The sequence below is a fragment of the Pseudomonas sp. 43(2021) genome (assembly GCF_017490805.1).
Lineage (GTDB): Bacteria > Pseudomonadota > Gammaproteobacteria > Pseudomonadales > Pseudomonadaceae > Aquipseudomonas.
In genome coordinates this window covers 224,445-244,602 of sequence record NZ_JAFGYJ010000005.1, presented here as the reverse complement: position 1 = coordinate 244,602, position 20,158 = coordinate 224,445, and the positions used below count along the sequence as shown (strand labels likewise).

At 64.7% G+C, this 20,158-nt stretch carries 18 protein-coding genes; 9 read left to right on the top strand and 9 right to left on the bottom strand.

Annotated features, from left to right (window positions below; translation table 11 throughout):
* Positions 1 to 92: 92 nt before the first annotated feature.
* Both J5M71_RS06585 and J5M71_RS06580 read left to right on the top strand, forming a co-directional pair.
* A complete protein-coding gene (locus tag J5M71_RS06585) occupies positions 93 to 860 on the top strand; it encodes an AraC family transcriptional regulator (RefSeq protein WP_207830946.1) in 768 nt (255 codons plus the stop codon).
* A 184-nt stretch (positions 861 to 1,044) separates the two neighbouring features.
* Complete coding sequence (locus J5M71_RS06580; protein ID WP_207830944.1) at positions 1,045 to 1,935, top strand: DMT family transporter; 891 nt, start codon at positions 1,045 to 1,047, stop codon at positions 1,933 to 1,935.
* Between the two features lies 1 nt (position 1,936).
* Here J5M71_RS06580 and J5M71_RS06575 read toward each other — a convergent pair whose 3' ends face one another.
* Complete coding sequence (locus J5M71_RS06575; RefSeq protein ID WP_003259082.1) at positions 1,937 to 2,218, bottom strand: SelT/SelW/SelH family protein; 282 nt, start codon at positions 2,216 to 2,218, stop codon at positions 1,937 to 1,939.
* 67 nt (positions 2,219 to 2,285) lie between these two features.
* Between J5M71_RS06575 and J5M71_RS06570 the strand changes: the two genes are divergently transcribed.
* A complete protein-coding gene (locus J5M71_RS06570; protein WP_207830942.1) occupies positions 2,286 to 4,472 on the top strand; it encodes a patatin-like phospholipase family protein in 2,187 nt (728 codons plus the stop codon).
* A 161-nt stretch (positions 4,473 to 4,633) separates the two neighbouring features.
* On the opposite strand, the gene J5M71_RS06565 is transcribed toward J5M71_RS06570, so the two are convergent.
* On the bottom strand, positions 4,634 to 5,071 hold the full coding sequence (locus J5M71_RS06565) for a MarR family transcriptional regulator (RefSeq protein WP_207830940.1): 438 nt from the start codon (positions 5,069 to 5,071) through the stop codon (positions 4,634 to 4,636).
* A gap of 150 nt (positions 5,072 to 5,221) precedes the next feature.
* The gene (gene recQ, locus J5M71_RS06560) at positions 5,222 to 7,369 is read right to left on the bottom strand and encodes a DNA helicase RecQ (protein WP_207830937.1); all 2,148 of its coding nucleotides are present in this window, start codon (positions 7,367 to 7,369) and stop codon (positions 5,222 to 5,224) included.
* Between the two features lie 246 nt (positions 7,370 to 7,615).
* Between recQ and J5M71_RS06555 the strand changes: the two genes are divergently transcribed.
* From J5M71_RS06555 to J5M71_RS06545, 3 genes are all read left to right on the top strand, one after another.
* A complete protein-coding gene (locus tag J5M71_RS06555; RefSeq protein WP_025340148.1) occupies positions 7,616 to 8,203 on the top strand; it encodes a YecA family protein in 588 nt (195 codons plus the stop codon).
* Between the two features lie 7 nt (positions 8,204 to 8,210).
* Complete coding sequence (locus J5M71_RS06550) at positions 8,211 to 8,576, top strand: YbaN family protein (protein ID WP_207830934.1); 366 nt, start codon at positions 8,211 to 8,213, stop codon at positions 8,574 to 8,576.
* A gap of 312 nt (positions 8,577 to 8,888) precedes the next feature.
* Positions 8,889 to 10,247 carry a TolC family outer membrane protein gene (locus J5M71_RS06545; protein ID WP_207830932.1) on the top strand — a complete coding sequence of 453 codons (1,359 nt, stop codon included), beginning with the start codon at positions 8,889 to 8,891 and terminating at the stop codon, positions 10,245 to 10,247.
* 97 nt (positions 10,248 to 10,344) lie between these two features.
* On the opposite strand, the gene J5M71_RS06540 is transcribed toward J5M71_RS06545, so the two are convergent.
* The 3 genes from J5M71_RS06540 to J5M71_RS06530 all read right to left on the bottom strand — a co-directional run bounded on the left by J5M71_RS06540 (position 10,345) and on the right by J5M71_RS06530 (position 13,726).
* The gene (locus J5M71_RS06540; protein ID WP_207830929.1) at positions 10,345 to 10,944 is read right to left on the bottom strand and encodes a DTW domain-containing protein; all 600 of its coding nucleotides are present in this window, start codon (positions 10,942 to 10,944) and stop codon (positions 10,345 to 10,347) included.
* Between the two features lie 182 nt (positions 10,945 to 11,126).
* Positions 11,127 to 12,692 carry a PAS domain-containing methyl-accepting chemotaxis protein gene (locus J5M71_RS06535; protein ID WP_207830927.1) on the bottom strand — a complete coding sequence of 522 codons (1,566 nt, stop codon included), beginning with the start codon at positions 12,690 to 12,692 and terminating at the stop codon, positions 11,127 to 11,129.
* A gap of 140 nt (positions 12,693 to 12,832) precedes the next feature.
* Positions 12,833 to 13,726 carry a LysR family transcriptional regulator gene (locus J5M71_RS06530; protein WP_063912913.1) on the bottom strand — a complete coding sequence of 298 codons (894 nt, stop codon included), beginning with the start codon at positions 13,724 to 13,726 and terminating at the stop codon, positions 12,833 to 12,835.
* Between the two features lie 224 nt (positions 13,727 to 13,950).
* Here J5M71_RS06530 and speB point away from each other — a divergent pair, with 224 nt between their 5' ends.
* Complete coding sequence (speB, locus tag J5M71_RS06525; RefSeq protein ID WP_063912914.1) at positions 13,951 to 14,901, top strand: agmatinase; 951 nt, start codon at positions 13,951 to 13,953, stop codon at positions 14,899 to 14,901.
* A 133-nt stretch (positions 14,902 to 15,034) separates the two neighbouring features.
* Positions 15,035 to 16,414, top strand: coding sequence for a sodium:solute symporter (locus J5M71_RS06520; RefSeq protein WP_207830924.1), 1,380 nt, complete (start codon positions 15,035 to 15,037; stop codon positions 16,412 to 16,414).
* Between the two features lie 181 nt (positions 16,415 to 16,595).
* Here J5M71_RS06520 and J5M71_RS29550 read toward each other — a convergent pair whose 3' ends face one another.
* Complete coding sequence (locus J5M71_RS29550; RefSeq protein WP_009683677.1) at positions 16,596 to 16,724, bottom strand: PA1414 family protein; 129 nt, start codon at positions 16,722 to 16,724, stop codon at positions 16,596 to 16,598.
* Between the two features lie 124 nt (positions 16,725 to 16,848).
* Positions 16,849 to 17,742 (bottom strand): LysR family transcriptional regulator, encoded by an 894-nt coding sequence (locus tag J5M71_RS06515; RefSeq protein WP_207830922.1) that lies wholly within the window; start codon positions 17,740 to 17,742, stop codon positions 16,849 to 16,851.
* A gap of 106 nt (positions 17,743 to 17,848) precedes the next feature.
* Here J5M71_RS06515 and J5M71_RS06510 point away from each other — a divergent pair, with 106 nt between their 5' ends.
* Positions 17,849 to 19,021, top strand: a complete 1,173-nt coding sequence (locus tag J5M71_RS06510) for an MFS transporter (protein ID WP_207830920.1) — start codon at positions 17,849 to 17,851, stop codon at positions 19,019 to 19,021.
* A gap of 126 nt (positions 19,022 to 19,147) precedes the next feature.
* On the opposite strand, the gene J5M71_RS06505 is transcribed toward J5M71_RS06510, so the two are convergent.
* Positions 19,148 to 20,074 (bottom strand): DMT family transporter, encoded by a 927-nt coding sequence (locus J5M71_RS06505; RefSeq protein ID WP_207830917.1) that lies wholly within the window; start codon positions 20,072 to 20,074, stop codon positions 19,148 to 19,150.
* Positions 20,075 to 20,158 lie beyond the last annotated feature (84 nt).

Genomic DNA, 20,158 nt, shown 5'->3' with positions numbered 1-20,158 from the left:
CGGATGACAGCGCAGTGGCAAAACCGTTACGAGTGATGGGTTGCAGGGAATGAGGCACAATGCGCTTCTGCCCTGCGAGGACGACGCTACCCATGACCGCCGGCCCGATCCTCTCGCTGCGCCATTACCGCGACAGCCTGATCGCCCACAGCCACGAACACCCGCAACTGGTGTTCGGCCTGCGCGGCCGCCTGGAGTTCGAGGTGCAGGGGCATGGCGCCGGGATCGATCGGCAGGGGCTGATCGTGGTACCGGCGGGTGCCCATCACACCTGCGCCAGCGATGGCGGCAGCGATTGCCTGGTGCTGGATGTGCCCGGGGACCACTGGTTGCGCGAGCAACTGGGCGAACATGCCGATGCCAGCCGCCGTCTGCTCGACCGCCCCGGCGCCCTGGGCCTGGATGAGCGCCAGCAGCAGCTGGTGGACTGGCTGGCGGCCAGCCCCATGCATGACCCATTGATTGCCCGGCAAGGGGCAGCGCTGCTGCTGGCCAGCCTCAACCCCACGGCGGCCGCCAGGGTCAGCGCCAGCCAGCGCCTGCCCTATGCTGCCTTCGATGCGCATATCGAGCAGCATGCCGCCTATCCGCTGCAAGTGGCTGACCTGGCGCGCATCGCCGGGTTGTCCAGTGCCCGCCTGCATGCGCGCTTTACTGCGGAGTGCGGGATGACGCCGATGGACTACATTCGCCAGCGGCGCTTGCTCAAGGCGCGGCGCCTGGTGGTGCAGACCTTGCTACCGATGGGCGAGATTGCGGCGCAGGTGGGGTACAGCTCGCAGAGTGCGTTTTCGGCGGCGATGTTGCGGGCGTTCGGGTGTACGCCGTTGGCATTGCGGCGAGAGTCTGGCGACAATTGACGCCAGTCTTGCGACAGAACGCGTTTGCCTGTGCCTGTACACTTTGCCTGTGCCGGCCCTTTCGCGGGTAAACCCGCTCCCACAGGTACTGCACCGCTTTCAAAGCCTGTGCAGTACCTGTGGGAGCGGGTTTACCCGCGAAAGGGCCGGCACAGCCAGTAGAGATCTTGAGCAAGGACCACCCATGAACCACCGCACCGCCCTCGGGGCCCTGCATATCGGCGCGCTGTTCTTCGGCCTCACCGGCGTCTTCGGCAAACTGGCTACCAGCGCCAGCCCGGTGATAATCGTCTTCGGCCGCGCCGCCTTCGCCGTGCTCGCCCTGGCCCTGTTCGCCAGCCTGACCGGGCCGGGCTGGCAACGCCTGAGCGGCCAGGACGCCCGCCGCCTGCTGCTCGGCGGTGTGCTGCTGGCCGGCCATTGGGTCAGCTTCTTCATCGCGGTAAAGGTTGCCGGCGTGGCCATCGCCACCCTCGGCTTCGCCAGCTTCCCGGCCTTTACCGTGATCCTCGAAGGCCTGCTGTTCCGCGAGCGCATCCGCCGCAACGAGGCTGTGCTGGTATTGCTGGTCAGCATTGGCCTGGTGCTGGTCACACCGGCATTCGACCTGGCCAGTGAAGCTACCGGCGGCCTGCTCTGGTCATTGCTGTCGGGGCTGCTGTTCTCCCTGTTGTCACTCACCAACCGCGCCGGCTCCGGCCGCCTGCCCGCAGTGCAGGCGGCGCTGTGGCAGAACCTGGTGGTGGGCTTGTGCCTGCTGCCGTTCGCAGCACCGGACCTGGCCGGCGTAACCACCATGGACTGGCTGTGGATCGCCCTGCTCGGCATCTTCTGCACCGGCGTGGCACACAGCCTGTTCGTCGCCAGCCTGTCGGTGATCAAGGCGCGCACCGCCGCCGTGGTGTTCGCCATGGAACCGGTCTACGGCATAGCCGTGGCCTGGGTGGTGTTCGCCGAAACCCCGACCTTGCGCATGCTGCTGGGCGGCGCACTGATCATCTTCGCCATCGTGCTGTCCAGCCGCCTGGCCGCCGAGCAACCGCCCAGGCAGCGGCCACTGGCCGAGGGCGCCTGATTCAGCGGTCGTTGTGGCCCAGGTCGCGTTGCGGGTCGATCTGGTCACGCACCCGCTGCTTCAGCACCTTGGCCTCGGGGAAGCCCCCGTCGGCCTTGCGCTCCCAGATCTGCACACCATTGCAGGTGATGCGGAAGATACCGCCGGTGCCAGGCTCCAGCGCCACTCGGCCAAGGTCGTCAGCGAAGGTGCTGAGCAGTTCCTGGGCCAGCCAGGCGGCACGCAGCAGCCATTGGCACTGGGTGCAATATGTGATGACGATTTCCGGTTTGCTGTCGGCCATGGTGAGGCATCTCCAGGTGAGGGGCCGCTTATACTAGCGGTCTTTAGCCCACGGTTTGAGACTCACGATGCGCCGTTTGCTGTTCTGTTTCCTGCTTACCCTTACCTCCCTCACGGTATTCGCCGCGGAAGCGGCCAGGCCCAAGGTTGGCCTGGTGCTGTCGGGTGGCGCGGCCCGTGGCCTGGCCCACATCGGAGTGCTCAAGGCCCTGGAGGAACAGGGTGTGCGCATCGACGCCATCGCCGGCACCAGCATGGGCGCAGTGGTCGGCGGCCTGTACGCCTCGGGCTACAGTGTCGATGAGCTGGAAAAGCTCGCCACCACCCTCGACTGGCAACAGGCACTGTCCGATGCCCCGCCGCGCAAGGACGTGCCATTCCGGCGCAAGCAGGATGACCGCGACTTCCTGGTCAAGCAGAAGCTCAGTTTTCGCGACGACGGCAGCCTGGGCCTGCCGCTGGGCGTGATCCAGGGCCAGAACCTGGCGCTGCTACTGGAAAGCAAGCTGGCGCACACCGCCGACACCCGTGACTTCGACAAGCTGCCCATCCCCTTCCGCGCAGTGGCCACCGACATCGCCAGCGGCGAAAAGGTAGTGTTCCGCCGTGGCCACCTGCCCCAGGTGATCCGCGCCAGCATGTCGATCCCGGCGGTGTTCGCCCCGGTCGAGCTGGACGGCCGGCTGCTGGTGGACGGCGGCATGGTCGACAACATCCCGCTGGACGTTGCCCGCGAAATGGGTGTGGACCTGGCCATCGTGGTCGACATCGGCACCCCGCTGCGTGACCGCAAGCAGCTGGCCACGGTGGTCGACGTGCTCAACCAGTCGATCACCCTGATGACCCGGCGCAACTCGGAGGAACAACTGGCCAGCCTGCACCGTGACGACATCCTCATCCAGCCGCCGCTGACCGCCTTCGGCGTCACCGATTTTGGCCGCGCCCGGGAAATGATCGAGGCCGGCTACCGCGCCACCCGCCTGCTCGACCCGCGCCTGCTCGCCCTGCGCCAGCCCGAAGGCGACAGCAGCCTGGCCGTGGCCCGTTCGCCACGCCAACGCACGCCGACGATCACCGCGATCAGGATCGAGAACGACTCCAAGGTCAGCGACGACGTCATCCGCTCGTACATCCGCCAGCCCATCAATGCCCCGCTGGAGCTGGACCGCCTGCAGACCGACATGGGCACGCTGTATGGCCTGGACTACTTCGACCGGGTGCAGTACCGCGTGGTGCACAAGGGTGACGACAACACCCTGGTGATCAACGCCCGTGGCCGCCGCGGTGGCACCGACTACCTGCGCCTGGGCCTGAACCTGTCGGACGACCTGCGCGGCGACAGCGCCTTCAACCTGGGCGCCAGCTACCGGGTCAACGGCATCAACAGCCTCGGCGCCGAATGGCTGACCCGTGGCCAGATCGGCGACCAGCAGGAACTGTACAGCGAGTTCTACCAGCCGCTTGACGTGGGCTCGCGCTATTTCATCGCGCCCTACCTGGACTTCGGTTCGCAAAACATCGAAGCCACCCTGGACAACGACCCGGTCGCCGAATACCGCCTGGAGCGTTACGGCTTCGGCCTGAACGTGGGGCGGCAGATCGGCACCAACGGTGAAGTGCGCCTGGGCGTGGGCAAGGCCTGGGGCGAGGCCGAGGTGCGCATCGGTGACCAGGACCTGCCCAAGGTCAGTTTCAACGAAGGTTTCTACGAGCTGAAGTACTCGTTCGACACCCTCGACAATGTGTACTTCCCGCACCGCGGCGAGGATATCGGCCTGACCTTGCGCAAGTATGACCAGTCGCTGGATTCCGACCAGGACTACCGGCAGTGGATGTTCAACCTGGACAAGGCCCTCAGCAGCGGGCCGAACACCTTCGTGCTGGGCGGGCGCTACGGGCGCACGCTGGATGAGACCGAAGTGGTGACATCGAGCTTCGTGCTGGGCGGGGCGCGGGAGCTGTCAGGCTTCCGCCAGGACTCGGTGTCGGGGCAGAACGTGAGCCTGATGCGCATGGTCTACTACCGCCGCCTGACGCCACGAGCCTACGTGCCGCTGGACTTCCCGCTGTACATCGGCGGGTCGCTGGAGCGTGGGCGGGCGTGGAACAACGATAACGAATTCGACAGTGGCTACATCAATGCGGCGAGCATCTTCCTGGGGCTGGAGACGCCGCTGGGGCCATTGAACCTGAGTTACGGGGCCAACAGTGCGCATGAGCAGGCGGTGTACCTGAACCTGGGGCATACCTTCTAGGGCTTCATCGCTTTCAGGGCCGGTGAGATCCCTGTGGGAGCGGGTTCACCCGCGAAGCAGGCGACGCGGTGCATGGCACCGGCTGCGCCGGTGTTCGCGGCTAAAGCCGCTCCCACAGGGACAGCGCCAACTTGAAGGCCGCAAAGCGGCCCCAGGGCCCCTCAGGATTTTTCGAGGTTGGCCAGGATCCTGGCATGCACCCGCATGCACACCTGCAGTTCCGCCTCGTCCACCCCGGTGAACAGCTCCACCCGCAGTTGATTGGCAATGGTTTCGATCTGGTCGATCAGCGGCTTGGCCGGCGGGCACAGCACAATCTTCTTCGCCCGCCGGTCTTCCAGCACCGCCTGCCGGCGTACCAGCCCCTGCGCTTCCAGGCTGTCGAGCAGGCGCGCCAGGGTCGGGCCTTCGACACCCACGCTCTGGGCCAGCTCGCGCTGGGTCGGGGCATCTTCGAAACGGGCCAGGTGCAGCAACACCAGCCAGCGCGCCTGGGACAGGTTGAGCCCGGCCAGGCGGCGGTCCAGCTCGGCACGCCAACCGCGGGACATCTGGGCCAGCTGCATGCCGAAGCGGTGTTGATTGTCGGTCAGGGGCATAAGCAACTCATTGAACAGATCTAATTATTAGGCAGCTAACCATGGCCCGTCCCACGAGGCAAGGCTCGGGCACCCTGGAATGTTCGATAATCGTCAAAAAACATGACGAAGGTCAGCAGATAACCGTTCTGACCTCGATCCTGTCGCCACTCACAGTTCGAACTCGGCCGCCAGCGCCGCCCGCACGCAGTAGAGCACGCCCTCCGGCACCCGGGCCCCGAACAGCGGCGCAATCGCCGACACCGGTGGCAGCTCGCCCTCGCCATCGAGGAAGGCATCCTGCACTTCCATCAGCAGGTCTTCCGGCAAGTCCAGGGCCTGCTCCAGGCTCAGCTCCTGGCGGCCCAGCGCCTCGGCCAGCAGGCTGTAGACGTTCTTCTCGCTGCAGTTGAGCTGCCCGGCGATCTGCGCCGGGGTCATCCCGGCGCGGGCCAGGCTGACCAGTTCGTGGCGCAGGTCCAGCACCACCTTCGGCGCCTCGTCGGTGCCGCCGCTGTTGTTCAGCACCTCGAGGAAGGCCTGGCCATAACGCTCCAGCTTGCGCGCCCCCACGCCGCTGACCTGGGCCATGTCGCTGAGGCTGACCGGCTGGCTGCGCAGCATCTCCAGCAACGTCGAGTCGGGGAAGATGACGTAGGGCGGCACACTGTGCTCCTCGGCCAGCTTGCGCCGCAGGGTGCGCAGTGCTTCCCACAGCTCGCGCTCTTCGGCACGCACCAGCTGGCTGGCCGGGCTGCCGCCACTGGACGACGAAGTCTTGGCGGTAGTCTGTGGCTTGAGGTCTCGGCGCAGCTGCAAGGTCACCTCGCCACGCAGCAGCGGCCGGCAGCTGTCGGACAGGCGCAGGCCGCCGTAACCCTCCAGGTCGATGTCGACCAGGCCGCGTGCCACCAGCTGGCGGAACAGCGAACGCCACTCGACCTCGGCCAGGCCTTTGCCGACGCCAAACACCGAGAGCTTCTCGTGGCCGAAATTGCGCACCTTCTCGGTGTCCTTGCCCAGCAGCACGTCGACCAGGTGACCGACGCCGTAGCGCTGACCGGTGCGGAACACCGCCGACAGCGCCTGGCGGGCCGGCTCGGTGGCGTCCCAGGTCTGCACCTGGTCGACACAGTTGTCGCAATGCCCGCACGGTTGCTCGAGGGTTTCGTCGAAATAGGCCAGCAGCGACTGGCGGCGGCAGCGGGTTTCTTCGCACAGGGCCAGCATGGCGTCGAGCTTGTGCTGCTCGATGCGCTTGTGGCGCTCGTCACCTTCGGAGTTCTGCAGCATCTGCTTGAGCATCACCATGTCCTGCAGCCCGTAGGCCATCCAGGCATCGGACGGCAGCCCGTCACGGCCGGCACGGCCGGTCTCCTGGTAGTACGCCTCGAGCGACTTGGGCAGGTCAAGGTGGGCGACAAAGCGCACGTTGGGCTTGTCGATGCCCATGCCGAAGGCGATGGTGGCGACCATGATCAGCCCTTCCTCGTTGAGGAAGCGGTGCTGGTTGGCCGCGCGCGTCTCGGCAGCCAGGCCGGCGTGATACGGCAGCGCCGGGAAGCCCTGGTCACAGAGGAAGGCGGCAGTTTCGTCGACCTTCTTGCGTGACAGGCAATAGACGATGCCGGCGTTGCCGCGGCGCTCACCAAGGAAGGCCATCAGCTGCTTGCGCGGCGCCTCCTTGGGCACGATGCGGTAGAAGATGTTGGGCCGGTCGAAACTCGACAGGAAGCGCTCGGCGCCTTGCAGGTGCAGGCGCTGGACAATCTCTTCGCGGGTGCGCATGTCGGCAGTGGCGGTCAGCGCGATGCGCGGCACATGCGGGAACAGCTCGGCCAGTTGGCCCAGTTGCAGGTATTCGGGGCGGAAATCGTGGCCCCATTGCGACACGCAGTGGGCCTCGTCGATGGCGAACAACGCGATATCCAGGTCGCGCAGGAAGTCGAGCATGCGCGGCTGCACCAGGCGCTCCGGCGCCAGGTACAGCATCTTCACTTCGCCACGGCGCAGGCGCCCGGCCAGGTCACGCTGCTGCTCCGGCGTCAGCGTGGAGTTCAGCGCGGCAGCCGGCACACCGAGTTCGTCGAGCGTGGCGACCTGGTCGTCCATCAGCGCGATCAGTGGCGAAACCACCACCGTCAGGCCTGGGCGCAACAACCCCGGCACCTGGAAACACAACGACTTGCCGCCACCGGTAGGCATCAGCACCAGGGCATCGCCGCCATTGGCCACGCAGTCGATGATCGCTGCCTGGCGCCCGCGGAAACTGTCGTAGCCGAAGACGTCCTTGAGAACGCGCTGAGCCTGTTCGAGCATGTGCAACTCCACAAATCGCCGTACCATCCTGGATACAGGCTGGACGAAAAACCCGCCCCGCACACGCCAAATGCGTAAGCGGTTTTTGCCAGGCAGCCGGCAAAACCTGCCCCTGGATGAAAAATCGCGGAGTATACCGCAGCACCGCCCCGCGCAGGGCACCACGGCGATAGACGTTCCCTTTGCCCCGCCGCCGTCGCAAGGTGCTAGAATTCGGTATCGTTTATTCCCCAAGGTAGCCCTGTAATGTCCTTCGCCGAGCAACTGACCCGCCTGCAAGCCTTCCTCGACGCCGACGAGCTGCACGAAGAAGCGCTGGACTATGTCGCCGCCCACGGCTACCTCACCGCCCTGTCGATCAATGCCGAGGAAGTGCCCGAGCGCGAATGGATCGACGCCCTGTTCGCCGAAGAGCCGCACTACGCCAGCGACGCTCAGCGCACCGAGATCGAAGCCACCCTGGTGGCGCTCAAGGCGCATATCGCCCGCCAGCTGGCCAGCGACGACGAGTTCGAGCTGCCGTGCGACCTGGACCTGACCGACGAGCCGGACGATTCCGACCTGCGCGGCTGGTGCATCGGCTTCATGGAAGGCGTATTCCTGCGTGAAGAGGCCTGGTTCGAGAACGCCGAAGAAGAAGTCAGCGAGATGCTGCTGCCGATCATGGTCGGCTCGGGCCTGTTCGACGAGCAGCCAGAGTTCGCCGATATCGCCAGCAACGCCAACCTGCAGGACGACATGATCGTACAGATCCCCGAAGCGCTGACTGCGCTGTTCCTGCTGCTGCACGCCCCTGACGAAAAGCCGGCGCTGCTCAAACCACGCCACCACTAAGTCGCCTATGCGATACCTGCTGCTGGCCACCGGCTGGCTCAGCGTCGCGTTGGGGGTGTTGGGGATTTTCCTGCCGGTACTGCCCACCACCCCGTTCCTGCTATTGGCGGCGGCCTGCTTTGCCCGCAGCTCGCCGCGCTTTCACCACTGGCTGGTCCATCACCCGAAGCTCGGGCCGTGGATCCGCGACTACCTCAGTGGTGAAGGCATCCCCCTCAAGGGCAAGGTCTACGCCATCGGCCTGATGTGGGCCAGCATCGGCCTGTCGTGCTATCTGGTGCCGCTGTTCTGGGCGCGCACCTTCATGTTGACCAGCGCCGTACTGGTAAGCCTGTATATCCTCAGCCAGAAAACTCTGCAGAAGCCAAAGTGACAATATTTTGTCGCCAAATATCAATTTCGCCTAACTGATATTTCTCTTATCCGAAATAGTTCTGGAACCGCGCACGAACCCTGTATCCATTGGCTTTCACGGCTATTAACGGTGCCGCAGCCTGTGTTTTTTTCGCGAACCAATTAGACAATATATGTCTTATATGGCAATTTGATATGAAGAAATCTTCTTATCTATCGCGTTGAATGTACTTAGCTGTGTTGTTAAAAACCTGCAACACTATACGCGGTAACTTTATCGTCATTTTTTTGGCGAGCAGCAGGATCAATTCCAGGATCAGGGAGATGTACCATGCGCGTTTTGAACCCCATCACCAGTGCATTACTGTTGGCCCTGGCGAGTGCCAACGTACAGGCGATGTCGATCACAGAGGCTGTCCAGAGCGCCGTGGACTACCATCCGCAAGTCAGCTCCAATCGCAACAGCAAGCTGTCGGCCGATGAAGATGTGAAGTTTGCGCGTGGTGGCTACTACCCTTCCGTGGATTTGGTCGCCGGCTATGGCCGCCAGCGTTCGGACAACACCACTACCCGTGCCGAGGGCAACCACAACAAGGAAACCCTCAACTACACCCAGTCCGAACTGCGCCTGCGGCAGATGATCTTCGACGGCTTCAACACCGCGAATGAAGTGGGCCGCACCGAAGCGGTCTCCACCTCCCGCGCCTACTACACCCAGGCCGTCGCCCAGGATGTCGCCCTGCGTGCAGTCGAGGTGTACCTGGAAGTGCTCAAACGCCGTGAACTGGTAGCCCTGGCCAGGAACAACCTGCAAGCCCATCTGCGCGTCAACGACCAGATTGGCCTGCGCAACGAGCGCGGTGTCGGCAGCACCGCCGACCTTGACCAGTCCCGCGCACGTCGCGCCCTGGCAGAAAACAACCTGGACACCGCCGAAGTCGACCTGGCCGACGCCGAGGCCAACTTCTTCAGCGTCGTCGGCCGTATGCCGGACGAGCTGGAAAGCCCGCAGACCATCAAGGGCGAGGTGCCTGGCACCCTCGATGAAGCCCGCGACGGCATGCGCCAGAACAACCCGTACATCAAGTCTGCCCAGGCTGACGTGAATGCTGCCGAGCAGCAATACGAAGTGGCCAAGTCGACCTTCTACCCACGCTTCGACGCCATTCTGGCCACTGGTGCCAACAACAACACCGGCGGCGAGAAAGGCCACAACAACAACGACTGGCAAGCTGGCGTTGAAATGAACTACAACCTGTTCCGCGGTGGCAGCGACAAGGCTCGCCTGCAGTCCGACGCGCACAAGATCAACCAGGCCCTGGACATTCGCAACAACGCCCTGCGTGAGCTGACCGAGAACCTGAGCTTGGCGTGGAACGCCATGAACAACGCCAGCAAGCAGTTGCCAACCGCGCGTGAATACGCCGAGACCACCAAGCGCGTGCGTGCCGCCTACCAGGACCAGTTCGGCCTGGGCCAGCGCACCCTGCTCGACCTGCTCGACAGTGAAAACGAGCTGTACAACGCCGACCGCCGCTACACCGAGGTGCGTTATACCGAGGAGTTCTCGCGCTACCGTGTACTGGCGACCATGGGTGAGCTGCTGAGCAAGCAGCGTATTTCGCTGCCGCCGGAAGCGCTGGCTACCACCGAAGTACGCACCGAGGCGCGTTTGCCTGAGATGCGTTGATCGGGTTCGAGATAGCCGGGGCCACTCCCACAGGAGGATCAACTACTGTGGGAGCGGCCTTGTGTCGCGAAAGGGCTGCAGAGCAGCCCCCTTGCGCTCACTCGGTGCCATGGTTGCGCTGGAACGTCTCCTCGCCCATGGCCCTGATCTGCCCTTCGATCAACGCCTCGAACGGCGCCAGCAACGCATCGAAGCAGGCCGGTTGCTCCAGCGCATCGAGCGCCCCCACCACCGCCTCGATAGTCGACAGCGCCCCCGCCTCCGGCGCCTTGCGCAGCCGGTAGCGTGAAGGCGCGACCGCCCCCAGCGTCACCCGCGGCAACGCCACCAGCACCGGGTTCAGGTACAGCAGCTTGCGCGCCTTGCGCCAGGTACCGTCGGGCACGATCAACAGCAAGGGTTTGTCGTCCGTCTCGCCATAGGCCTGCAGCACCTGGGCGTCGTCACCCGGGAACAGCAGGGCCGGCCGGTAACCGGGGGTAGCCAGCAGTTCGTTCAGGTCATCGAACACCTCACCTACCCGCAACTCGGCATTGTTCAGGCCAAGGGCGGCCAGGCGGGCAGTGTTCAGGGCATGGGCGGTTTCACTGGGGTGCTGCAGCAGGATGACGCGGGTGCGGCTGTCGAGCGCGGGGATCAGTGGGCAGAGGCAATGGTCGAGCGGGCGCTGGCAGCGCTCGCAGCGGGGTCTGGGCATGGGGTTCTCCTTGGCGGGAACAGTTTGCCACAGAACCGGGGCCCGCTTTGCGGGCCTTTCGCCCTGTAGGAGCGGGCTTGCCCGCGATGCAGGCAATGCGGTGGCTGGCACGGGCTTCGCCCGTGATCGCGGGTAAACCCGCTCCTACAGGGCGAAAGGGCTGCAAAGCAGCCCTAGCGATCTCAACGGTTGAACCGCTCCGCCAAGCTATGCAGGTACTCTGCCATGCGCTCCAGGTCCTGGCTGATTTCCGCGCCCTGCCTGGCCTGCCCGGCACTCTGGTCGCACAGCTGGGCAATCCTCACGATCTGCTGGTTGATGTCCTCGGCTACATGGCTCTGCTGCTCCGACGCCGTCGCCATCTGCTGGCTCATGCCAGTGATGCGGCTGACCGCCTGGGCAATCCCGCTCAATGCCGCCTGCACAGCCTCGACACTGTGCACGCTGTCCCGCGAGATCTGCTCACCACGGTTCGCCGTACTGACCGCACGCTCTGCCCCGGCGCGCAACGACGCGATGATGTGATGGATTTCCTCGGTCGAAGCACGAGTGCGCTGGGCCAACGAACGCACCTCATCCGCCACCACGGCAAACCCGCGCCCCTGTTCGCCGGCGCGTGCCGCTTCAATGGCGGCATTGAGCGCCAGCAGGTTGGTCTGCTCGGCAATCGAAGTGATCACATCGACCACGCTGCCGATCGACTGGGTCTGCTCGGCCAAGGCGTTCACCGCCTGGCCAATGTCATTGACGGCATCGCTCATGCTGCCCATGGCTTTCAGGCTCTGCAGGGCCAGCTCGCTGCCCTGCTGCGCCAGCTGGTCGGCATCACCCGCTGCGTGCGCCGTGCTCTGCACGTTGTGGGTAACCTCCTGGATGGTCGCCGCCATCTGCGCAATGGCGGTGGCGGACTGGTCGGTCTCGTTGCGCTGGCGGTCGAGCATCTGGGCCTGGGCATCGGACAAGTCGGACGACTGCGCCGCCCGCGACTTCACCCCGACCCCGGCATCCACCAGGCGGGTCAAGGCCGTTTGCAGGCGTGCCTCCTCACTGATGATGGCCAGGTCGAGCTGGCCCTGCAGGCCCGGGTTATCGCTGTAGGTCAGCGCCACCAGCGGGCTGGTGAAGGCCTTGGGATGCTCGGCCAGCGTGTGGCGGATAGCCTGGTTCTGCCGGTGCTCGACCAGATACCAGGCCAGCAGCAGGCTGGCCATCAGCACCCCGAGCGCCGCATAAGTCGGCAGCCACAGGTAGCCTGCCGCCGACAGCAGGCCCGCACCGATCAAGGGCCACCCGTGGCCCAGGCCATGCCCAAGCCGGGCCGCCCACGGCACCGCCGCGCGGCCGGCCCGCAAGCGTGCGTACAACGCCTCGGCGCGGCGGATCTGCTCGCGGGTGGGCACCGAGCGCACCGACTCGTAGCCGCTGATGCGGCCCTGTTCGTAGATGGCCGTGACATAGGCACTGACCCAGTAGTGATCGCCGTTTTTCGCCCGGTTCTTGACCACGCCCATCCAGGGTTTGCCCTGTTTGATGGTTTCCCACATGTGGCCGAACACCGCTGGCGGCATGTCCGGGTGGCGCACCAGGTTATGGGGTTGGCCGACCAGCTCGTCGTAGGTGAACCCGCTGATCGCCACGAAAGCGTCGTTGCAGTAGGTTATGCGGCTGTTGAGGTCCGTAGTGGAAATCAGGCGTTGATCGTTAGGAAAAGTTCTTTCGTGCTCAGTGACGGGCAAATTCATGCGCATCTTGGGCAATCCTTGCAGGATTAAAGGGAGATAGTCATCAACACACGCAAGTGTGATGTATAGCAGGACGCCATTATGTTGTCGGTCAGCGGCGCCAACTATTTAGCGCACACCGACGAAATACAGGCATGCGCCGTACCTCAGCCGACGTTGAGCTGACTCTTGAGCAGGTCGCGGAAAGTCTGGATCAACGGCTCGCGGCTGCGCCCGCGGCGAATGATCAGCGAGAACGGTGCCTGGTAACCGAAAGTGGACGGCGACAGCACGCGCAAGTCGCCCTTGTCGACCCAGGCCTGGGCATAGTGCTCGGGCAGGTAGCCGATGTAGGCCCCGGAGAGAATCAGGATCAACTGCGCCTCCATGCTCTCCACCGTCGCTGCGCTGTGCTTGAAGCCATGCCGGGCCAGCTCGGCCTGGCTCCAGTAGCCCCGTCCGACCATGCGCTGCTGGGTCACCACCGGCTCGGGAATGCGCCGTTCGGCATACAACGGGTGGCGGCTGCTGCAGTACAGCCAGTGCTGCTCACGGTACAGCGGCTGGTAAAGCAGCCCGCTCATGCGCGAGGAAAACGCCCCGATGGCAAGGTCCAGGCGGTTGTCCTGCACGCCCAGCTGCAGCTCGTAAGGGCTGGACACCGACAGGTGCAGGTGCACCGCCGGGTGTTCCTGGCTGTAGGCGCCGATGGCTTCGGCCAGCGGCAAGGCCCGGTCACCGACGGTGGAGTCGATCACCCCCAGGTTGAGGGTGCCGCGCAACTCGCCCTTCAGGGCGGCGGCATACTGCTCGAAACCGTCCAGCTCGGCCAGCAGGCGCAGGGTCTCCTGATGGAACAGCTCGCCCTTGCTGGTCAGGCTGAAACCGCCACGGCCGCGGTGGCACAGCACGATCCCCAGGGCGCCTTCCAGCTGGCTCATGTAGGTGCTGATGGCCGAGGTCGACAGGTTCAGCTCGCGCTGGGCGTTGGCGAAACCCTGGTGGCGCACCACGCTGACGAAGATGCGCAGCAGTTTCAGGTCGGGCAGGGTCGAGGCCATGGTGCAACGTTCCGCAAGGGTATGTGCGCGCAGTCTAACCGCTCTGCCGGCCTTTAGTTCAGAAATTCCTGAACTAAGTATTTGCCGGTAGCGATTTTTCCCCGGCACTACCTTCAGCAGACTTGGCCGAAATGTCCCTGCCCGCCGACAAGACCACTCCTGGAAGGCGCGCGGCGGCACAGGTTCGAACAAACAGAACAATCGACCGACTGATGAGGCCCACCGTGGACAAGATCCTCCACCAACCACTGGGCGGCAACGAAATGCCGCGTTTCGGCGGCATCGCCACCATGCTCCGCCTCCCCCACCTGCAAAGTGCCCAAGGCCTGGACGCCGCGTTCATCGGCGTGCCACTGGATATCGGCACCTCGCTGCGCTCCGGCACCCGCTTCGGCCCGCGGCAGATCCGCGCCGAATCGGTGATGATCCGCCCGTACAACATGGCCACCGGGGCTGCACCGTTCGACTCGTTGTCGGTGGCCGACATCGGTGACGTGGCAATCAACACTTTCAACCTGCTGGATGCAGTGCGCATCATCGAAGAAGCGTATGACGAGATCCTCGAGCACAACGTCATCCCGCTGACCCTGGGTGGCGACCACACCATCACCCTGCCGATCCTGCGCGCGCTGCACAAGAAGCACGGCAAGATCGGCCTGGTGCACATCGATGCCCATGCCGACGTCAACGACCACATGTTCGGCGAGAAGATCGCCCACGGCACCACCTTCCGCCGCGCCGTGGAAGAAGGCCTGCTCGATTGCGAGCGCGTGGTGCAGATCGGCCTGCGCGCCCAGGGTTACACCGCCGATGACTTCAACTGGAGCCGCCGCCAGGGCTTCCGCGTGGTCCAGGCCGAAGAGTGCTGGCACAAGTCGCTGGCGCCACTGATGGCCGAAGTGCGGGAAAAGGTCGGCGGTGGCCCGGTGTACCTGTCATTCGACATCGACGGCATCGACCCGGCCTGGGCACCAGGCACCGGCACCCCGGAAATCGGCGGCTTGACCACCATCCAGGCGATGGAGATCATTCGCGGCTGCCACGGCCTGGACCTGATCGGCTGTGACCTTGTCGAAGTCTCCCCGCCTTACGACACCACCGGCAACACCTCGCTGCTCGGTGCCAACCTGTTGTTCGAAATGCTCTGCGTGCTACCAGGCGTAGTGCGTCGTTAATACCGCTACACCCCGGCAGGAGCCATGAGGGAGGGCCACAGAGGCCCGCCAACAACACGACAAGACCGCCGGGCGCCGTGAACCCGCCCGCGTGGTCGATCTCGCCATAATAAAGATAATCGGGAGACCCCCAATGGCCTTGGACATCATTGTTGTAATGATCTATACCGTCGGCATGCTCGGGCTTGGCTGGTATGGCATGCGGCGCGCGAAAACCCATGAGGACTACCTGGTGGCCGGGCGCAACCTCGGCCCGGTCCTGTACATGGGCACCATGGCCACCACCGTGCTCGGTGGTGCGTCAACCGTCGGCACCGTACGCCTGGGCTACGTCCACGGCATCTCCGGCTTCTGGCTGTGCGCAGCCCTGGGCCTGGGCATCATCGCCCTCAACCTGTTCCTGGCCAAACCCTTGCTGCGGCTGCGCATCTTCACCGTGACCCAGGTGCTGGAGCAGCGCTACAACCCGACCGCACGCCAGGCCAGCGCCGTGATCATGCTGGCCTACGCACTGATGATCGGCGTCACCTCGACCCTGGCCATGGCCACCGTATTGCAGGTGCTGCTGGACCTGCCGTTCTGGGCCTCGCTGCTGCTGGGTGGTGGTGTGGTGGTGCTGTACTCGACCATTGGCGGCATGTGGTCGCTGACCCTGACCGACATCGTCCAGTTCGTGATCAAGACCGTCGGCCTGATGTTCATCCTGCTGCCAGTGTGCCTGTACAAGGCCGGTGGCTGGGACACCCTGGTGGCCAAGCTGCCGGCGGCCAGCTTCCAGCTGACCACCATTGGCTGGGACACCATCATCACCTACTTCCTGATCTACTTCTTCGGCATCCTCATCGGCCAGGACATCTGGCAGCGGGTGTTCACTGCCCGTGACGAGAAGGTCTGCCAGCGTGCCGGTACCACTGCCGGTGTGTACTGCGTACTGTACGGCCTGGCCTGCGCCACGATCGGCATGGCTGCGCACGTGCTGATGCCCGACCTGGCCAACCCGAACAATGCCTTTGCCGAGATGATCAAGACCACCCTGCCCGATGGCATCCGTGGCCTGCTGATGGCAGCGGCGCTGGCCGCCATGATGTCCACCGCCAGCGCCGGCCTGCTGGCTGCGTCGACCACCCTGACCGAAGACCTGCTGCCCAAGCTGCGTGGCGGCAAGCAGTCGAGCCTGGGCGTCAGCCGCCTGTTCACCCTGCTCACCGGGCTGGTGGTGCTGGGCATCGCCCTGATGGTGAACGATGTGATCAACGCCCTGACTTTGGCCTACAACCTGCTGGTCGGCGGCATGCTGATCCCGCTGATCGGGGCGATCTTCTGGAAACGCGCTACCACCGCCGGGGCGATCGCCAGCATGTCGCTGGGCTTCGCTACCGCGCTGCTGTTCATGTTCAAGGATGGGCTGGAGGCCAATACGCCGATCTACTACAGCCTGGCGGTTGGCCTGGTGAGTTTTGTGGTCGTTAGCCTGATGTCGCGTAAATCGGTGGCGGCGGTGAAACTGGCCTGATCTACAGCCTGAACTGGCCTCTTCGCGGGCTCGCCCGCTCCCACAGGGATACCACAAGCCTTGAAATTCATGGGGTACCTGTGGGAGCGGGCAAGCCCGCGATGAGGCCGGTACAGGCAACACAACTGGCAGACACGAAAAGGCCGCTGCACCCACCCAGGTGCAGCGGCCTTTGTATTTATCAGCGACGACGCGGTTGGCGTTTGCGCTGCTCCTCATCAGTCGGGATCGGCACCGGCTGCAAGGGTGGTGGAATCAGCCCCAAGGCGACAGCCAGGTCGTGGAGCCAGTTGGACAGTGGTTTATTCATAATGCCCCCTTGACGGGTCAGCCTCACGGCAATTCAATCCTGCGATGTTTCATACAGATCATAGCCCTATGTCCTGTATTACGCATGCCTCTACACCTACAGATACGGGCCATTTTGATACGGATCAAGCCGTAGCGGCGCATTCCGACGACTGGTTAATCGTTTCGCTTTGTTGCAGGTCGATCCAGGCCTGCAAATTCGCCCCGCGCATGCCCTGGCGCCACATCAACCAGGTGACCGCCTGATCGAACGGTGCCTGCAGTTGGTGCACCCGCACCCGGTCGCGCCCGGGCAGGCTGTCGAGCATCGACCGGGCCATCATCGCCACCCCCGCGCCGGCGATCACGCAGGCCAGCATGCTCTGGTAAGACTCGATCTCCATCACCCGGCCCATGGGCGTATGGGCATGGGCATACCAGGCCTCCAGACGCATGCGGTACGAGCAGCCCTGACGGAAGGTGAACACCGCCTTGCCCGCCACATCCTTGGCAGTGTGCACCACAGGATGCTCAGGGCTGGTGATCAGCACCAGCTCCTCCTCGCACAACGGCACGCCATCCAGCCCCGCCAGGCTCGGCGGCCCGTCCACCAGGGCCGCGTCCAGGCTGTGGTTGAGCAGGCCTTCCAGCAGTTCGCCACTGGGCGCGGCGCGCACCTGCAGGTTCACCGCCGGGTAGGCCTGATGATAACGCGCCAGCAACGCCGGCAAATGGGTCGCTGCCGTGCTGTACATGGTCCCCAGCACGAAGTCCCCGGCCGGTTGGCCACCCCGCACGGCGGCCAGCGCCTCGTCGCGCAAGGCTGACATGCGGCTGGCGTAGTCCAGCAGCACCTTGCCCGCCGGCGACAGCTGCAGGCGCTGGCGCTCGCGCAGGAACAGCTCGACACCCAGCTGCTCTTCGAGCTGGCGCAAGCGCGTCGACAGGTTCGACGGTACCCGATGCAGGCGCTCTGCGGCGCGGGTGACCGAACCCTCCTCGGCCACGGCCTGGAAGATACGCAGCTGGCTGAATTCCACGACATTCTCCAAAACAGAACAACTTGATCATCATTATTCAATTTTATTGAAAAAGAAACCGCCCTAACCTGCCAGCCATCGCTTACATCCGTGCAGGAGACTTGCCATGTCGCCACTCATTCAACTGCTGGCCAGCGCCGTGGCGCTGATGATGGCCATGGGCATCGGCCGCTTCGCCCTTACCCCGCAGCTGCCGCAACTGATCGCCGAAGGCCAGTTCGACCTGACGGTCGCCGGGCTGGTGGCAGCGGCCAACTACCTGGGTTACTTCATCGGCGCGGTCGACGCCATGTTTGCCCGCGCGCCGGGCCAGGTGCGCCTGCGCCTGCATGGCGGGCTGTGGCTGTGCGTGCTGCTGACCCTGGCCTCATGGGCCGCCGACGGGTTCTGGAGCCACCTGCTGCTACGCTTCGGCACCGGCGTGGCCAGCGCCTGGGTGCTGGTGATGATCACCAGCCTCAGCCAGCAGGTAGCCAATGCCAACAACCGCCAGCGCCTGGGTGCCCTGGTGTTCGCCGGGCCCGGCCTGGGCATTGCGCTGACGGGTTTGCTGGCGCTGGTGGCGCATTTGTGGGGACTGGGCTCGGCTGCACTGTGGCTGATCTATGCCGTGGCCGCGCTGGTGATGCTGCTGGCGCTCCGGCCTTGGCTGCCCCGGGCGCTGCAAGCGGCGCCGGTGCCGTCGGCTGCAGGCCAGGGCCCGACGCGCAGTGTCGGCATCGGCCGCCTGGGGCTGGTTTATGCGCTGTATGGCGTGGGTTACATCCTGCCGGCCACCTTTCTGTCGCAGATGGCCAACCAACAGTTCCGCGGGCAGTGGCTGGCCGACCTGTTCTGGCCGGCGTTCGGCCTGGCGGCGGCGCTGGGGGTGCTGCTGGTGAGCCTGCGGCGTGGTGGCCGCACCTCGACCTGGTTGACCGCCACCCTGTGGTTGCAGGGGCTGGGCGTGCTGGCCTGCCTGATGGGCGGGGGTGTCGGGCTGGCGTTGGGCGTGGTGCTGTGTGGCGGGCCGTTCCTGGCCTGCATGCAGCTGGTGATGCAGCGCTCGCGGGAGCTGGCGCCGCATGCCACGCAGCGCAATGCCGGGCTGCTGACGGCGTGCTTTGCCCTGGGGCAGTTGAGCGGGCCGTTGCTGGCGGCGCTCAGCAGCCATTACAGCGGCGGGCTGCAGCCGGCGCTGATGGTGGCGGCGGGAGGGTTGGTGGTGGCTGGGGGGTTGGTGCTGTTTGCCGGCTCTGCACCGCAGGGCAGCACCTGTCAGGCCAAGGCTGCATCCTGAATTGCAGTTGCCTGTGCCGGCCTCTTCGCGGGTAAACCCGCTCCCACAGGTACTGCACAGGTCTTGAGGATCGTGCCCCCCTGTGGGAGCGGGTTTACCCGCGAAGAGGCCGGCACAGGCTACAGATTACCCAACAAGCTTACGCAGTTGCTGCTTCACCCAAGGCTCGGCACTCACCAGGATCACCCCCAGCAGCACCATCAACGCGCCAACCACAAAGTTCAGGCTCAGCGGCTCATCCAGCAGCAACACGCCAAAGGTCACCCCGAACAGCGGGGTGATGAACGAAAATACCGCCAGGTTCGACGCCAGGTACTTGCGCAGCAACCAGAACCAGGTCAGGTAGCTGATGAACGACACCACAATCCCCTGGAACAGCACGCTACCCATCGCCAACGGTGTAAACGACACCGCGCCGATCTGCCCACTGAGCAAGGCAATCAGCAGCAAGCCGGCAAAGCCCACCGCCAACTGATAGAACAGGGTCAGGGTGGCCGGCGCTTCCGACAGCCGCGAGCAACGCACCACCACCGTGGTCGCGCCCCAGGCCAGCCCGGCAATCACGCCAAACGCATCCCCCAACAGGGTGCGGCCATCCATGTGCTCGAACGACATACCGCCGGCAAATGCCATGGCAATGCCGCCGAAGGCCAGCAGAATCCCCAGCCATTGCAGCAGCCGCAGGCGTTCGCTGGGCAACCTGAAATGCAGGCCCAACGCGGTGAACACCGGCGCGGTATAGAGGAACACCGACATATGCGCCGCCGAGGTCAGCTTCAGCCCCTCGGCAATGAACAGGAACTCCAGGCCGAACAGCCCGCCCGCCACCGCCCCGGCTCGCCAAGTGCTGCCGACCTGCTCCCAGCCCCCGCGCCAGCACAGCATCAGGCCCACCAGCACGGCGGCGATGCCATTGCGCAAGGCCGCCTGCATCACCGGCGCGATATCGACAGCGGCGGTCTTGATCAACACCTGCTGGCAGCCCCAGATCAGGCACAGCCCCAGCATCACCTGGAAGGCAAAGGCATCAGGGTTCTTGCGGACCGCGCTCATGGGCGGGCCTCTGCGGTGGTCATTGGCATGGGCAAGGGCTCGGCAGTGTTCAGGAACTACCGATTATCGGGTTTCCATGGCCGC

What these genes read in the sequence shown, in the direction of transcription:
- J5M71_RS06565 (WP_207830940.1), bottom strand. Translation starts at nt 5,071, where the DNA reads ATGCCCCTGACCGACAATCAACACCGCTTCGGCATGCAGCTGGCCCAG.
- J5M71_RS06530 (WP_063912913.1), bottom strand. Translation starts at nt 13,726, where the DNA reads ATGGCCTCGACCCTGCCCGACCTGAAACTGCTGCGCATCTTCGTCAGC.
- J5M71_RS06550 (WP_207830934.1), top strand. Translation starts at nt 8,211, where the DNA reads ATGCGATACCTGCTGCTGGCCACCGGCTGGCTCAGCGTCGCGTTGGGG.
- J5M71_RS06505 (WP_207830917.1), bottom strand. Translation starts at nt 20,074, where the DNA reads ATGAGCGCGGTCCGCAAGAACCCTGATGCCTTTGCCTTCCAGGTGATG.
- J5M71_RS06570 (WP_207830942.1), top strand. Translation starts at nt 2,286, where the DNA reads ATGCGCCGTTTGCTGTTCTGTTTCCTGCTTACCCTTACCTCCCTCACG.
- J5M71_RS06555 (WP_025340148.1), top strand. Translation starts at nt 7,616, where the DNA reads ATGTCCTTCGCCGAGCAACTGACCCGCCTGCAAGCCTTCCTCGACGCC.
- J5M71_RS06545 (WP_207830932.1), top strand. Translation starts at nt 8,889, where the DNA reads ATGCGCGTTTTGAACCCCATCACCAGTGCATTACTGTTGGCCCTGGCG.
- J5M71_RS06585 (WP_207830946.1), top strand. Translation starts at nt 93, where the DNA reads ATGACCGCCGGCCCGATCCTCTCGCTGCGCCATTACCGCGACAGCCTG.
- J5M71_RS29550 (WP_009683677.1), bottom strand. Translation starts at nt 16,724, where the DNA reads ATGAATAAACCACTGTCCAACTGGCTCCACGACCTGGCTGTCGCCTTG.
- J5M71_RS06520 (WP_207830924.1), top strand. Translation starts at nt 15,035, where the DNA reads ATGGCCTTGGACATCATTGTTGTAATGATCTATACCGTCGGCATGCTC.
- recQ (WP_207830937.1), bottom strand. Translation starts at nt 7,369, where the DNA reads ATGCTCGAACAGGCTCAGCGCGTTCTCAAGGACGTCTTCGGCTACGAC.
- J5M71_RS06535 (WP_207830927.1), bottom strand. Translation starts at nt 12,692, where the DNA reads ATGCGCATGAATTTGCCCGTCACTGAGCACGAAAGAACTTTTCCTAAC.
- J5M71_RS06540 (WP_207830929.1), bottom strand. Translation starts at nt 10,944, where the DNA reads ATGCCCAGACCCCGCTGCGAGCGCTGCCAGCGCCCGCTCGACCATTGC.
- J5M71_RS06580 (WP_207830944.1), top strand. Translation starts at nt 1,045, where the DNA reads ATGAACCACCGCACCGCCCTCGGGGCCCTGCATATCGGCGCGCTGTTC.
- J5M71_RS06575 (WP_003259082.1), bottom strand. Translation starts at nt 2,218, where the DNA reads ATGGCCGACAGCAAACCGGAAATCGTCATCACATATTGCACCCAGTGC.
- J5M71_RS06510 (WP_207830920.1), top strand. Translation starts at nt 17,849, where the DNA reads ATGTCGCCACTCATTCAACTGCTGGCCAGCGCCGTGGCGCTGATGATG.